Source organism: Streptomyces sp. NBC_00209 (assembly GCF_045206345.1).
GTDB lineage: Bacteria > Actinomycetota > Actinomycetes > Streptomycetales > Streptomycetaceae > Streptomyces.
Map to the genome: position 1 here is coordinate 5,471,254 of NZ_CP108121.1, position 14,036 is coordinate 5,485,289.

Annotated in this window: 8 protein-coding genes and 1 pseudogene; 6 read left to right on the forward strand and 3 right to left on the reverse strand. The window is 71.9% G+C overall.

The window, feature by feature from the left end:
• Nucleotides 1-260 precede the first annotated feature (260 nt).
• On the forward strand, nucleotides 261-4,820 hold the full coding sequence (gene gltB / locus OG867_RS24860; RefSeq protein ID WP_406288600.1) for a glutamate synthase large subunit: 4,560 nt from the start codon (nucleotides 261-263) through the stop codon (nucleotides 4,818-4,820).
• Nucleotides 4,813-6,273, forward strand: coding sequence for a glutamate synthase subunit beta (locus OG867_RS24865; RefSeq protein ID WP_406288603.1), 1,461 nt, complete (start codon nucleotides 4,813-4,815; stop codon nucleotides 6,271-6,273). The genes gltB and OG867_RS24865 overlap by 8 nt, the downstream gene beginning before the upstream one ends.
• A gap of 109 nt (nucleotides 6,274-6,382) precedes the next feature.
• Here the strand turns inward: OG867_RS24865 and OG867_RS24870 are convergent, their stop codons facing one another.
• Nucleotides 6,383-7,603, reverse strand: coding sequence for an SLC13 family permease (locus OG867_RS24870; protein WP_328899700.1), 1,221 nt, complete (start codon nucleotides 7,601-7,603; stop codon nucleotides 6,383-6,385).
• Between the two features lie 65 nt (nucleotides 7,604-7,668).
• On the opposite strand from OG867_RS24870, the gene OG867_RS24875 reads away from it, so the two are divergent.
• The 3 genes from OG867_RS24875 to OG867_RS24885 all read left to right on the forward strand — a co-directional run bounded on the left by OG867_RS24875 (nucleotide 7,669) and on the right by OG867_RS24885 (nucleotide 10,191).
• On the forward strand, nucleotides 7,669-8,154 hold the full coding sequence (locus OG867_RS24875) for a pyridoxamine 5'-phosphate oxidase family protein (RefSeq protein WP_406288607.1): 486 nt from the start codon (nucleotides 7,669-7,671) through the stop codon (nucleotides 8,152-8,154).
• Between the two features lie 206 nt (nucleotides 8,155-8,360).
• Nucleotides 8,361-8,564: a cold-shock protein gene (locus OG867_RS24880; RefSeq protein ID WP_018104519.1), complete on the forward strand. Its 204-nt coding sequence runs from the start codon at nucleotides 8,361-8,363 to the stop codon at nucleotides 8,562-8,564.
• 88 nt (nucleotides 8,565-8,652) lie between these two features.
• On the forward strand, nucleotides 8,653-10,191 hold the full coding sequence (locus OG867_RS24885) for a DEAD/DEAH box helicase (protein ID WP_406288610.1): 1,539 nt from the start codon (nucleotides 8,653-8,655) through the stop codon (nucleotides 10,189-10,191).
• An 88-nt stretch (nucleotides 10,192-10,279) separates the two neighbouring features.
• Here the strand turns inward: OG867_RS24885 and OG867_RS24890 are convergent.
• Both OG867_RS24890 and OG867_RS24895 read right to left on the reverse strand, forming a co-directional pair.
• Nucleotides 10,280-11,163, reverse strand: a pseudogene (locus OG867_RS24890) (hypothetical protein).
• Between the two features lie 73 nt (nucleotides 11,164-11,236).
• Nucleotides 11,237-13,012 carry a glycoside hydrolase family 35 protein gene (locus OG867_RS24895; protein ID WP_406288612.1) on the reverse strand — a complete coding sequence of 592 codons (1,776 nt, stop codon included), beginning with the start codon at nucleotides 13,010-13,012 and terminating at the stop codon, nucleotides 11,237-11,239.
• Between the two features lie 136 nt (nucleotides 13,013-13,148).
• Here OG867_RS24895 and OG867_RS24900 point away from each other — a divergent pair, with 136 nt between their 5' ends.
• Nucleotides 13,149-14,027: an AraC family transcriptional regulator gene (locus OG867_RS24900; protein ID WP_161206568.1), complete on the forward strand. Its 879-nt coding sequence runs from the start codon at nucleotides 13,149-13,151 to the stop codon at nucleotides 14,025-14,027.
• The last annotated feature ends 9 nt before the right edge of the window (nucleotides 14,028-14,036 follow it).

Genomic DNA, 14,036 nt, shown 5'->3' on the forward strand with positions numbered 1-14,036 from the left:
TGTAGCCACTACCCGGCGGTTTCGTTTTCCCCGCCACCGGGCATGAGCCGTAGACACCGCAGGCAACGACGCCTGCTCTCCGCGTCTCCCGGGCGCCGATCCTCCGACAGCGACCCACTTCACCGTCGTCGACGGTGTCCGCATGTTGGAATGGTTCATCCGCTTTTTGAGAAGCGCCCCATCATGTAATCTGCACGAAATTTCGCAGAGGGCCAACGTCGTCCCTCGGCACATATGCCACGACGACGACGGGAGAGCCGATGCGCACCGACGCCTGGTCGCCCATGGACGGTCGCCCCGCCCCCCAGGGGATGTACGACCCCCGCAACGAGCACGACGCCTGTGGCGTGGGGTTCGTAGCCACTCTGACCGGTGTGCCCGGCCACGAGATGGTCGAGCAGGCTCTGACCGTGCTCCGCAACCTCGAACACCGCGGTGCCACCGGATCGGAGCCCGACTCCGGTGACGGTGCCGGCATCCTGCTCCAGGTCCCGGACACGTTCCTGCGCGCCGAGGTCCCCTTCGCGCTCCCCGAGGCCGGTGGCTACGCCGTCGGCATCGCCTTCCTGCCCGCCGACGACTCCACCGGTGCCGTCCGCGAGCTGGAGAAGATCGCCGGCGAGGAGGGCCTGACGGTCCTCGGCTGGCGCGAGGTCCCGGTCACCCCGGACATCCTCGGCAACGGCGCCCGCGCCACCATGCCCGAGTTCCGCCAGCTCTTCGTCTCGGACGGCGAGAGCACCGGCATCGCCCTGGACCGCAAGGCGTTCCTGCTGCGCAAGCGCGCCGAGCGCGAGGCCGGGGTCTACTTCCCGTCGCTCTCCGCCCGCACCATCGTCTACAAGGGCATGCTCACCACCGGTCAGCTGGAGCCGTTCTTCCCGGACCTCTCCGACCCCCGGTTCGCCACCGCGGTCGCCCTGGTCCACTCGCGCTTCTCGACCAACACCTTCCCGAGCTGGCCGCTCGCCCACCCGTACCGTTTCGTCGCGCACAACGGCGAGATCAACACGGTCAAGGGCAACCGCAACTGGATGAAGGCCCGCGAGTCCCAGCTCGCCTCCGGCCTCTTCGGCGACGCGCCGCTCGACCGGATCTTCCCCGTCTGCACCCCGGACGCATCCGACTCCGCGTCCTTCGACGAGGTCCTGGAGCTGCTCCACCTCGGCGGCCGCTCGCTGCCGCACTCGGTGCTGATGATGGTCCCCGAGGCGTGGGAGAACCACGACTCGATGGACCCGGCACGCCGCGCGTTCTACCAGTACCACTCCGCGATGATGGAGCCCTGGGACGGCCCGGCCTGCGTCACCTTCACCGACGGCGTCCAGGTCGGCGCGGTCCTCGACCGCAACGGTCTGCGCCCCGGCCGCTACTGGGTCACCGACGACGGCCTCGTCGTGCTCTCCTCCGAGGTCGGCGTCCTGGACATCGACCCGGCCAAGGTCGTCCGCAAGGGCCGCCTGCAGCCCGGCCGCATGTTCCTCGTGGACACCGCCGAGCACCGCATCATCGAGGACGACGAGATCAAGGCGTCCCTCGCCGCCGAGCACCCCTACCAGGAGTGGCTGGAGACCGGCGAGATCGAGCTGGAGGACCTCCCCGAGCGGGAGCACATCGTCCACACGCACGCCTCCGTCACCCGCCGCCAGCAGACCTTCGGGTACACCGAGGAGGAGCTGCGCGTCATCCTCGCCCCGATGGCCCGCACCGCCGGCGAGCCCCTGGGCTCCATGGGCACCGACTCGCCGATCGCCGCGCTCTCGGCCCGCCCCCGGCTGCTGTTCGACTACTTCACCCAGCTGTTCGCGCAGGTCACCAACCCGCCGCTGGACGCCATCCGCGAGGAGCTCGTCACCTCGCTGCGCTCCGTGCTCGGCCCCTCGGGCAACCTCCTGGAGCCGGACGCCGCGTCCTGCCGCAGCGTCGCGCTGCCCTTCCCGGTGATCGACAACGACGAGCTGGCCAAGCTCATACACATCAACGCCGACGGCGACATGCCGGGCATGAAGGCCGCCACGCTCTCCGGCCTCTACCGGGTGCACGGCGGCGGCGACGCGCTGGCCGCCCGGATCGAGGAGATCTGCACCGAGGTCGACGCCGCCATCGAGGACGGCGCCCGCCTGATCGTCCTGTCCGACCGGCACTCCGACGCCGAGCACGCGCCGATCCCCTCGCTGCTGCTCACCTCCGCCGTCCACCACCACCTCATCCGCACCAAGCAGCGCACCCAGGTGGGCCTGCTGGTCGAGGCCGGTGACGTCCGCGAGGTCCACCACGTCGCGCTGCTGATCGGCTACGGCGCCGCCGCGGTCAACCCGTACCTGGCCATGGAGTCCGTCGAGGACCTGGTCCGGGCCGGCACCTTCATCGAGGGCATCGAGGCCGAGCAGGCCATCCGCAACCTGATCTACGCCCTGGGCAAGGGCGTCCTGAAGGTCATGTCCAAGATGGGCATCTCCACGGTCGCCTCCTACCGGGGCGCCCAGGTCTTCGAAGCGGTCGGCCTCGACCAGTCCTTCGTGGACCGGTACTTCAACGGCACCGCCACCAAGATCGGCGGCGCCGGTCTCGACGTCGTCGCCAAGGAGGTCGCCGCCCGGCACACCAAGGGCTACCCCGCCTCCGGCATCTCCGCCTCGCACCGCGCGCTGGAGATCGGCGGCGAGTACCAGTGGCGCCGCGAGGGCGAGCCGCACCTGTTCGACCCGGAGACGGTCTTCCGCCTCCAGCACGCCACCCGCAACCGCCGGTACGACATCTTCAAGAAGTACACGGACCGGGTGAACGAGCAGTCCGAGCGGCTGATGACGCTCCGCGGCCTGTTCGGCTTCACCTCGGACCGCCCCTCGATCGACATCGAGGAGGTCGAGCCCGTCTCGGAGATCGTCAAGCGCTTCTCCACCGGCGCCATGTCCTACGGCTCCATCTCGCGCGAGGCCCACGAGACCCTCGCCATCGCGATGAACCAGCTGGGCGGCAAGTCCAACACCGGTGAGGGCGGCGAGGACGCCGACCGGCTCTACGACCCGGCCCGCCGCTCGTCCATCAAGCAGGTCGCCTCCGGCCGCTTCGGTGTCACCAGCGAGTACCTGGTCAACGCGGACGACATCCAGATCAAGATGGCCCAGGGCGCCAAGCCCGGCGAGGGCGGCCAGCTGCCCGGCCACAAGGTCTACCCGTGGGTCGCCAAGACCCGGCACTCCACCCCGGGCGTCGGCCTGATCTCCCCGCCGCCGCACCACGACATCTACTCCATCGAGGACCTGGCTCAGCTGATCCACGACCTCAAGAACGCCAACCCGCAGGCCCGCATCCACGTGAAGCTGGTCTCCGAGGTCGGCGTCGGCACCGTCGCGGCGGGCGTCTCCAAGGCGCACGCGGACGTGGTCCTCATCTCCGGCCACGACGGCGGCACGGGCGCGTCCCCGCTCACGAGCCTCAAGCACGCGGGCGGCCCCTGGGAGCTCGGCCTCGCCGAGACCCAGCAGACCCTGCTGCTCAACGGCCTGCGCGACCGCATCGTCGTGCAGACCGACGGCCAGCTCAAGACCGGCCGCGACGTCGTCATCGCCGCGCTGCTCGGCGCCGAGGAGTTCGGTTTCGCGACCGCGCCGCTCGTCGTCTCCGGCTGCGTCATGATGCGCGTCTGCCACCTCGACACCTGCCCCGTCGGCATCGCCACCCAGAACCCGGTGCTGCGCGACCGCTTCTCCGGCAAGGCCGAGTACGTCGTCAACTTCTTCGAGTTCATCGCGCAGGAGGTCCGCGAGCTCCTCGCCGAGCTCGGCTTCCGCACGATCGAGGAGGCCGTCGGCCACGCCGAGCTGCTGGACACCGACCGGGCCGTCACCCACTGGAAGGCGCAGGGCCTGGACCTCGCCCCGCTGTTCTACGTCCCCGAGCTGCCCGAAGGCGCGGTCCGGTACCGGAACACCGAACAGGACCACGCCCTCGACAAGGCCCTCGACAACGAGCTGATCAAGCTCGCCGCCGACGCCCTCAAGGCCGGCAGCCCCGAGACCGCCCAGCCGGTCCGCGCGCAGATCGCGATCCGCAACATCAACCGGACCGTCGGCACGATGCTCGGGCACGAGGTCACGAAGAAGTTCGGCGGTGCGGGCCTGCCCCAGGACACCATCGACATCACCTTCACCGGCTCCGCGGGCCAGTCCTTCGGCGCCTTCCTGCCCAGCGGGGTCACCCTGCGCCTGGAGGGCGACGCCAACGACTACGTCGGCAAGGGCCTGTCCGGCGGCCGCGTCGTCGTCCGCCCCGACCGCGGCGCCGACCACCTCGCCGAGTACTCCACGATCGCGGGCAACACCATCGCCTACGGCGCCACCGGCGGCGAACTGTTCCTCCGCGGCCGCACCGGTGAGCGCTTCTGCGTCCGCAACTCCGGCGCCACCGTCGTCTCCGAGGGCGTGGGCGACCACGGCTGCGAGTACATGACCGGCGGCCACGCCGTGGTGCTCGGCGGGACCGGGCGCAACTTCGCGGCCGGCATGTCCGGCGGTGTCGCGTACGTCATCGACCTCAACCGCGACAACGTCAACGCCGGCAACCTCGGCGCGGTCGAGGAGCTGACCGACACCGACAAGCAGTGGCTGCACGACGTCGTGCGCCGCCACCAGGAGGAGACCGGCTCCACCGTCGCCGAGAAGCTTCTCGCCGAGTGGGACACCGCGGTGGCTCGCTTCAGCAAGATCATCCCGTCCACCTACAAGGCAGTGCTCGCCGCCAAGGACGCCGCTGAGCTCGCCGGTCTCTCCGAGCAGGAGACCACCGAGAAGATGATGGAGGCGGCGACCAATGGCTGACCCCAAGGGCTTCCTGACCACCGGCCGCGAGGTCGCGCAGACCCGCCCCGCCGGCGAGCGCGTCAAGGACTGGAACGAGGTCTACGTTCCGGGCTCGCTGCTCCCGATCATCAGCAAGCAGGCCGGCCGCTGCATGGACTGCGGCATCCCGTTCTGCCACAACGGCTGCCCGCTCGGAAACCTCATCCCCGAGTGGAACGACTACGCCTACCGCGAGGACTGGTCCGCCGCGTCCGAGCGGCTGCACGCCACGAACAACTTCCCGGAGTTCACCGGGCGGCTGTGCCCGGCGCCCTGCGAGTCGGCGTGCGTGCTCGGCATCAACCAGCCGGCCGTCACCATCAAGAACGTCGAGGTCTCGATCATCGACAAGGCGTGGGACAGCGGCGACGTCACCCCGCAGCCGCCCGAGCGCCTGTCCGGCAAGACCGTCGCCGTCATCGGCTCGGGTCCGGCCGGTCTCGCCGCCGCCCAGCAGCTCACCCGGGCCGGTCACACGGTCGCCGTCTACGAGCGCGCGGACCGCATCGGGGGCCTCCTCCGGTACGGCATCCCCGAGTTCAAGATGGAGAAGTCGCACATCAACCGCCGCATCGAGCAGATGCGCGCGGAGGGCACCAAGTTCCGCACCGAGACCGAGATCGGCCGGGACATCGACGCCGCGAAGCTGCGCCGCCGCTACGACGCCGTGGTCATCGCCGCCGGTGCCACCGTCTCGCGCGACCTGCCCGTCCCGGGCCGGGAGCTCAACGGCGTGCACTACGCGATGGAGTACCTGCCGCTCGCCAACAAGGTGCAGGAGGGCGACCTGACGGTCTCCCCGATCACCGCCGAGGGCAAGCACGTCGTCGTCATCGGCGGCGGCGACACCGGCGCCGACTGCGTCGGCACCGCGCACCGCCAGGGCGCCCTGTCCGTCACCCAGCTGGAGATCATGCCCCGGCCGGGCGAGGAGCGGAACACCAACCAGCCCTGGCCGACCTTCCCCATGCTCTACAAGGTCACCTCCGCGCACGAGGAGGGCGGCGAGCGGGTCTACTCCGTCTCGACCACCCACTTCGAGGGCGACGAGGACGGCAACGTCCAGGCCCTCCACCTGGTCGAGGTGGCGTTCAAGGACGGTAAGCTGGAGCAGAAGCCCGGCACCGAGCGGGTCATCCCCGCGCAGCTGGTCACGCTCGCGATGGGCTTCACCGGCACCGACCAGGCCAACGGCCTGGTCCAGCAGTTCGGTCTGGAGCTCGACGCACGGGGCAACATCGCCCGTGACGAGGACTACGCGACCAACGTCGGCGGCGTCTTCGTCGCCGGGGACGCGGGCCGCGGCCAGTCCCTCATCGTGTGGGCCATCGCCGAGGGCCGATCCGCGGCACGCGGAGTGGACCGCTTCCTGACCGGAGCCAGCGCGCTGCCGGCCCCGATCCGCCCGACGGACCGTTCCCTGACGGTCTGATACGGCACACAGACGTCCCGCACAACGGCGTGCGGAACTGAACGCGGCGCCTGCCCGTCCCCGACCGGACGAATCGGCAGGCGCCGTGGCGCGTCCGGGGGCAGGTGGCTCAGGCGGTCAGCGCCAGCGCGCAGGTCGCCGCCGCCGTCGCCGTCACCGCGAGGACCAGGCCGGTCAGCGCGAAGCGCCGTACACCGATCCGCGTCCCCTGGAACCGGCACCGCTCGAACCACAGGAGCGTCGCCAGCGACCCCCACGGGGTGACCAGCGGGCCCGCGTTGACCCCGATCAGCAGGGCCAGCAGCTGGTGGTGGTTGTCCGCCGGGACGACCGCCTCGCCCGCCACGTACGCCGGAAGGTTGTTCAGTACGTTGGCGAGCCCCGCGCCCACCCCGGCGGTGCGGAGCATGCCCACGAGGCCGTCGTCCGAGCCGAGCGCCCGCACCAGCACCTCGTGCAGCCCGTGCGCGTTGACGGTCTCCACCACCAGGAACATCCCCGGCACCAGGACCAGCAGCCGCCACGGGACCAGCGAGAGCCGCAGCTCCTCGCGCCGCCGCACCGCGTACGCCCCCACCACGACGACCATCGCCACCAGCGAGGCCGACCAGAGCGGCACGTCCACCACCAGGATCGCCAGCAGGAACCCGGCACACGCCACCGAGCAGACGCCCAGCAGCACCCGGTCGTCGGGCGACGGCACCTCCGGCGGGGTGTACGTGTCGGCGCCCCGCCGCCCCCGGCGCCAGTAGAAGACCCACAGGCACAGCGCCGTCATCCCGATCGCGGCCAGCTGCGGCAGCCACATCACGGCGGCCAGACCGGCCGGGGACAGCGCCACCCGGTCCGCCGCAAGCAGATTGGTCAGATTCGATACGGGGAGCAGCAGGCTCGCCGTGTTGGCCAGCCACACCGTCGTCATCGCCAGCGGCACCGCCGCGATGCCCACCCGCCCGGCCAGCGCCAGCATCACCGGGGTGAGCAGCACGGCGGTCGTGTCGAGGTTCAGGGTGATCGTGGTCAGCGAGGCGAACGCCACGCACAGCCCGAACAGCAGCGGATACCGCCCCCGCCCGGCCCGCGCCACCCACGCCGCGACCACGTCGAAGACCTGCGCCCGGCCCGCCAGCTCCGCCAGCACGATCACCGTCGCCAGGAACGCGAGCAGCGGCCCGATGCGCCGCAGCTGGTCCTGCGCGGGCCCGGACGGCAGCAGCCCGGTCGCCGCGGCGATCACCCCGAGCAGCAGCAGCCCTCCGGCCAGCCAGTCCAGGGGATGCAGCCGCCGCACCAGGGCGCGCGAGCGCTCCGTGAAGTGATCATTCCGCATGCGCTCATCGTGTCAGACCTCAATACCTGACAGAGGATGACGGGATTCTCCGGTTCCATGGGCCCATGACCACAAGCACCTGGACCGACTTCCGCACCGCCGAGCCCGACTTCGCCGACACCGTGCGACGGAGGTTCGCGCCGTACAAGCACCATGTCCTCGCCACCCTCCGCCGGGACGGGTCGCCCCGGCTCACCGGCCTGGAGGTGGACTTCTGGGAGGACGAGCCGCACCTCGGCATGATGCCGAACTCCCGCAAGGCCCTCGACCTGCGCCGCGACCCCCGCTTCTGCGTGCACGCCAACCCCGGGCCCGACGCCGTGATGGCCGACGGGGACGTCCGGATCTCCGGACGCGCCGTCGAGGTGACCGACCCCGCCGTCCTCGCCCGCTTCATCGAGGAGCGCACCCCGCCCGAGCCCTTCCACCTGTTCCGCGTCGAGCCCACCGAGGTGGTGCGGGTCGGCCTGGAGGGCGGCGACACCCTCGTCATCAGCACCTGGCGTCCCGGCCGCCCGCTGCGCACGATCCGCCGGGGCAACGAAGGCTGACCGACCCTCCTCCCGACATCCGGCGGCTGCTCGTGCTACGGTGGTCGTGTTGCAGTTTTGGTACCCATGAACTTTATGTGCGCCTGACGGGAATGCTTCGTCAGGCGCTTTATTGTTTTCCGGCTTTCTCCGGATGGGGCTCAATGCGGCGACTTGGAATTCGTAAAGTGCGAATTTCCGGCACTGCACCTCCTTAGGAGATCGACATGGCTACTGGAACCGTGAAGTGGTTCAACTCTGAAAAGGGCTTCGGCTTCATCGAGCAGGACGGCGGCGGCGCCGACGTCTTCGCCCACTACTCGAACATCAACGCCCAGGGCTTCCGTGAGCTCGTCGAGGGCCAGAAGGTCAGCTTCGACGTCACGCAGGGCCAGAAGGGCCCGCAGGCGGAGAACATCGTCCCGGCCTAATTTTCGCCGGACGCGTACCTCGCAGCCGGGGCCCGCACCGTCAAGGTGCGGGCCCCGGCTCGTGCTGTCCCAGGAGGACAATCCCGATATGACCCGCTCCGAACGCCAGGACCGTCCCGCTCGCAACCGCCCGTCCAGGGCGCGCGGCACGGACCGGGCACAGGCAACCGCACAGGGTTCCGGCAAGGGAACCGGAAAGGCGTCGCCCCGTCGCAGGGCCACGCCGCCGCAGGGCGAATTCGCGCTGCCCGAGACCATCACCCCCGCACTGCCCGCCGTTGAGGCGTTCGCCGAGCTGGACATGCCCGCAGCCCTGCTGAAGACCCTTGCCGCGCAGGGCGTGACCGAGCCGTTCCCGATCCAGGGCGCCACACTGCCCAACTCGCTGGCCGGCCGTGACATCCTCGGCCGGGGCCGCACCGGCTCCGGCAAGACCCTCGCCTTCGGGCTCGCGCTCCTGGCCCGCACCGCCGGCCGCCGCGCCGAGCCGAAGGCACCCCTGGTCCTCGTCCTCGTCCCGACCCGCGAGCTCGCCCAGCAGGTCACCGACGCGCTGACCCCGTACGCCACCTCGGTCAACCTGCGGCTGGCCACCGTCGTCGGCGGCATGTCGATCACCCGGCAGTCCGCCACGCTGCGGCGCGGCGCCGAGGTGCTGGTGGCGACCCCGGGCCGGCTCAAGGACCTCATCGAGCGCGGCGACTGCCGCCTGGACCAGGTCGCGATCACGGTCCTGGACGAGGCCGACCAGATGGCCGACATGGGCTTCATGCCCCAGGTCACCGCCCTGCTCAGGCAGGTCGAGGCGGGCGGCCAGCGGATGCTGTTCTCCGCGACCCTGGACAAGAACATCGACCGCCTGGTCAAGATGTTCCTGACCGACCCCGTCGTGCACTCGGTCGACCCGTCCGCCGGTGCGGTCACCACCATGGAGCACCACGTCCTCCATGTCCTGGACGAGACCGACAAGAAGGCCGTCGCGACACGGATCGCCGCCCGCGAGGGTCGCGTGATCATGTTCGTGGACACCAAGCGCGCGGCGGACCGTTTCGCCAAGCGGCTGCTCGCCAGTGGGGTACGCGCTGCCGCGCTGCACGGCGGGCGCTCGCAGCCGCAGCGCAACCGGACCCTGGACCAGTTCAAGAACGGCCAGGTCACGGCGCTCGTCGCGACGAACGTGGCGGCCCGCGGCATCCACGTGGACGACCTCGACCTCGTGGTCAACGTGGACCCCCCCACCGACCACAAGGACTACCTCCACCGGGGCGGCCGCACGGCCCGTGCCGGTGAGTCCGGCAGTGTCGTCACCCTCGTCCTGCCCGACGAGAAGCGGGACATGACCCGTCTGATGCGCGACGCGGGCATCGACCCGCGCACCACCCGCATCCGCTCCAGCGACGAGGAGCTGACCCGTATCACGGGCGCCCGCGAACCGTCCGGAGTCGCGGTCGTCATAGAGGTCCCGCAGCCGACGCAGCCGAAGCCGCGCACGCGGCCGGCAGGCACGGGCACTCGCTCGGGCAGCCGCGGCCGGGGCCGAGGGGCCGGTGCGTCCCGCAGCACCGGTGCCTCCCGCAGCACCGGTGCCCCCCGGGGCGCGGCGCAGCGCAGCCGCCGCGCCGCGTAACACCCCCGGGGGCGCTGCCCCCGGACCCCCGCTCCTCAATCGCCGGAGGGGCTTGATTTCGCCCCTCCGGCGCGTGCGCGGTGACCGGTCACGTCGTGCAATCCAGCACCGCGCGACACAGCGCGCACCGCACCCGCACCCGCCCCCGCACCGGAACCCGGTTCCGCTGGTGGCAGACGGGGCACGGGAACGCCACCCGCAACCCGTCCTCGCCCGCCTCGAAGGCGTACGACCCCCCGGGCCCCCCGGACCCGGTCCGCCGGTCCCGCGCATAGCGCCGCCGCCCCGCCCACCCCGCAGCCGTCAGCGGCGCCCGCGCCGCATCCCGCAGCGCCCGCGCCCGCCCCTCCGTGTACGCGGTGTACGCCTGCGGACTGGTGAACCACGGCGAGGGGTCCTCGCCGAACACCAGCGCCCGCTCGGCCAGCACGTACCCGAACTCCTCCGGCGTCAGGTACCCCAGCTTCTGGCTGGACGTCGCGTCCTCGCGGAACGCGTCGAGGAGCAGCCACCCCGCCCCCAGGTAGGCCGCCGCCGTGTCGGTCAGGATCTCGTTGTCGCGGGTGCCGGGGAACTCCAGGCCCAGCCGGTGCAGCAGCACATGGGCGACCTCGTGCGACAGGGCCGCCCCGATGTCCCGGCGATGGGTGCGAAGCGGTCGTTCAGCTCCACGAAGTACTCCGGCCCCGCCGCGAGTTCGACGCTGCCCGCGTGCTCCATCGACCGGAACGCCACGATCACCCGGGCGTCCGGCAGCCGGTAGTGGTGCACCATCGCCCGCGCCACCCGCTGCGCGCCCAGGTGCAGATCGTCCGCGTCGGCGAACGCGGCGTCGACCGGGGCGAGGCTCGTCGCGAACTGCTGGACGCCGTCCGCCGACAGCCTCCGGTACAGCGCGGTGATCGCCGAGCGGACCGTCTCCAGATGCGGGAACCCGTGCGCGACCGGGCTGCGGCGGGGGCTGTCCGGCATGTCCGCACCCCCGCTCCTCGCTCCGGGCCCGACTCCTCACCAATGTAGACGGGAGAAGGGCGTCCCGGGGTTGTCAGCCGGTACGGACCGGCAGCCCCGGGCCCAGCTCGACGAACGGCGCGCCCGCGCCCTCCGTCTCCAGCACCCACACCTCGTTGACCCCGTCCCGCAGCACCGGACCCGGCACGTACAGCGTGTGCTGCGGGCCCGCCGACCAGTACCGGCCCAGGCAGAAGCCGTTCACCCAGACGAACCCCCGCGTCCAGCCCGGGAGTTCGAGCCCCGCGTGGTCCGCCCCGGCCGTCAGCTCGAACGTGCCCCGGTACAGGCCCGTCCCGCCCTCCCCGTCGACCGGCGCGAACGGCACGCCCGCCACCGCGCCCGGCTCCTCGAACGCGTCGAGCCGGAGCGCCCGCGCCCGCACCCCGTGCAGATACTGGCGCTCGTGCAGCACGCCCCCGGTGATGCCCTTCGGTTCGCCCAGGCGCGGCCCGTAATTGACCCGGCCCAGCGACTCCACCCACAGCTCCACGTCGGCGGGCCCGGCCACCGGCTCCTCCAGGGTGGCGGCCCCCTCGCTCAGGACGCCCCGGCGCACCCCGTCCACGTACACCACCGCACGGTCCCGCAGCCCCGAGACGCCCAGCGGGTACGGGCGGCGCGGACCCGGCACGGCGACCCGGTAGCGGACCAGGCCGCGGTCCACGCCCAACTCCTCGAACGTCGGCGGCACCCCGGACTCCGCCTCCTCGTCGCCCAGCGCCTCCAGCACCGCGTTCAGCGGCGCCCACTCGGTCAGCTCCGCCCGGACCGGGGCGGCCGGCCCGACCGGCTCGGGAGGCAGCGGGGGCAGCGGCCCGTCCGCGTATCCGGCGAGGACCTTCCGGAACAGCCGGAACTTCTCCGTGGCCCGGCCGTACTCGTCCACCGGCGCGTCGTAGTCGTACGACGTCACCGTCGGCAGCAGCTCCTGGTCCTGGAGCGGGCCGGATCGGTTCGCGCCCGCCCATCCGGCGAAGTTCGTACCGCCGTGCGCCATGTAGACGTTCACCGACGCCCCGCACTCCAGGATCTCCGCCAGCGCACCGGCGGCCTGAGCCGGATCCCGCACCACCGGCGGCGCGCCCCAGTGCTCGAACCAGCCGCACCAGAACTCCATGCACATCAGCGGACCCGACGCCTGGTGGCGGCGCAGCACCCGGAACGCCTCGCGGGCGCCCGAACCGAAGTTGGCGGTGGCGAGGAGGCCGGGCACCGAACCGCCGGTGAGCATGTGGTCCTCCGGCCCGTCCGAGGTGAACAGCGGCACGCTCACCCCGTACGCGCGCAGGAGCTCCGCCACCCGGCGCAGGTAGACGGCGTCGGTGCCGTAACTCCCGTACTCGTTCTCGGCCTGCACCATGATCACCGGGCCGCCGCGGTGGATCTCCCGCTCGGCGACCTGCGGCAGCAGCTCCGCGAACCAGGCTCGGACCGCGTCGAGATAGCCCTCGTCGCGGGTCCGCACCCGGCGCCCGAACCGCCCGGTCACCCAGGCGGGCAGACCGCCGTTCTCCCACTCCGCGCAGATGTACGGGCCCGGGCGCACGATCGCCCACAGACCGGCCCGGTGCGCCGCGTCCAGGAAGCGGCCCAGCGCCCCGGTGTCCCGGAAGCGGCCGGACCGGGGCTCGTGGAGATTCCACGGGACGTACGTCTCCACACAGTTCAGGCCCATCGCCCGCAGCATCGCGAGCCGGTGGTCCCACTGGCCCTCGTGCACCCGGAAGTAGTGCAGCGCCCCGGACAGCAGCCGTACGGGCTCCCCGTCGATCCGGAAGCCGTCGTCCCCGACGGTGAAGTCAGCCATGGTGCCCGTTCTCCCGATGCGCGGAATGTCTCGGTCCAGCCTCAGCCCTGGCGTGCGGCCGGTCCATGGACAAAGATCTTGGCTGTTTGGACGCGTGTTGCCTGACCAGAGGGCCGGACCGGGGAGGAAGAGGCCGATGTACCACACCTGGATGCGCTTCTTCACGCCCAGCCCGCTCCACCACCGCCTCGGTCTCGTCTGCCTCGGCGTCGGCCTCCAGCACGGCACCCTGCCGACGGTCGGCCCGCGCACCCTGGACCACCATGTGGCCGTCGTCGTCCACTCGGGCAGCGGCTGGTTCGCCGGGCCGGACGGGCGGCGGGTCCCGGTCACCGCGCCCAGCCTCATCTGGCTGACCCCGGGCACCCCGCACCACTACGGCGCCGACCCCGCGACCGGCTGGGACGAGAGCTTCGTGGACTTCACCGGGCCCGCCACCGCCACGTACACCGAGCTCGGCTACATCGAGCCCGACCGCCCCCTGGTCCCCCTCGCCGACACCGCCGCCCCGCGCGCCGCGATCGGCCGGATGGTCCGGGCGGCCCGGCGCGGCAACCCGCTCCTGGAGGTCGAGACGGGGGCCGCCGTGCACGAACTCCTCGTCGCCCTGCGCCGGGCCCGCGCCGACGTCGGCCCCGACGGCGACCCGGTGCTCCAGGCGCTCGCCCGGGACGCCTTCCAGCCGCTGTCCGTCGCGGAGCACGCCGCCCGGCACGGGATGACCTCCGCCGAACTGCGGACGGCGGTGCGCCGGGGCGCGGGATGCAGCCCGAAGGACTACCTCCTCACCATCCGGCTCGGGCGCGCGAAGGAGCTCCTCGCCACGAGCGACCTGCCGGTCGCGGCCGTCGCCCGCCGGGTCGGCTACGACGACCCGGCCTACTTCTCCCGTCTCTTCGCCCGGCGCGTCGGCATCGCCCCGGTCCGCTTCCGCGAACAGCAGGGGCGTACGGTCCCGGGCGGCTGGAGCGACCGCGTCCCGGACCCCGAACACCCACCGACAATCACCTCGTAGCCCCGTAAG

Bases quoted from the DNA above. Each gene is read 5' to 3' on its own strand.
- OG867_RS24900 (WP_161206568.1), top strand. From the start codon at position 13,149: ATGTACCACACCTGGATGCGCTTCTTCACGCCCAGCCCGCTCCACCAC.
- OG867_RS24885 (WP_406288610.1), top strand. From the start codon at position 8,653: ATGACCCGCTCCGAACGCCAGGACCGTCCCGCTCGCAACCGCCCGTCC.
- OG867_RS24875 (WP_406288607.1), top strand. From the start codon at position 7,669: ATGACCACAAGCACCTGGACCGACTTCCGCACCGCCGAGCCCGACTTC.
- OG867_RS24865 (WP_406288603.1), top strand. From the start codon at position 4,813: ATGGCTGACCCCAAGGGCTTCCTGACCACCGGCCGCGAGGTCGCGCAG.
- gltB (WP_406288600.1), top strand. From the start codon at position 261: ATGCGCACCGACGCCTGGTCGCCCATGGACGGTCGCCCCGCCCCCCAG.
- OG867_RS24880 (WP_018104519.1), top strand. From the start codon at position 8,361: ATGGCTACTGGAACCGTGAAGTGGTTCAACTCTGAAAAGGGCTTCGGC.
- OG867_RS24895 (WP_406288612.1), bottom strand. From the start codon at position 13,012: ATGGCTGACTTCACCGTCGGGGACGACGGCTTCCGGATCGACGGGGAG.
- OG867_RS24870 (WP_328899700.1), bottom strand. From the start codon at position 7,603: ATGCGGAATGATCACTTCACGGAGCGCTCGCGCGCCCTGGTGCGGCGG.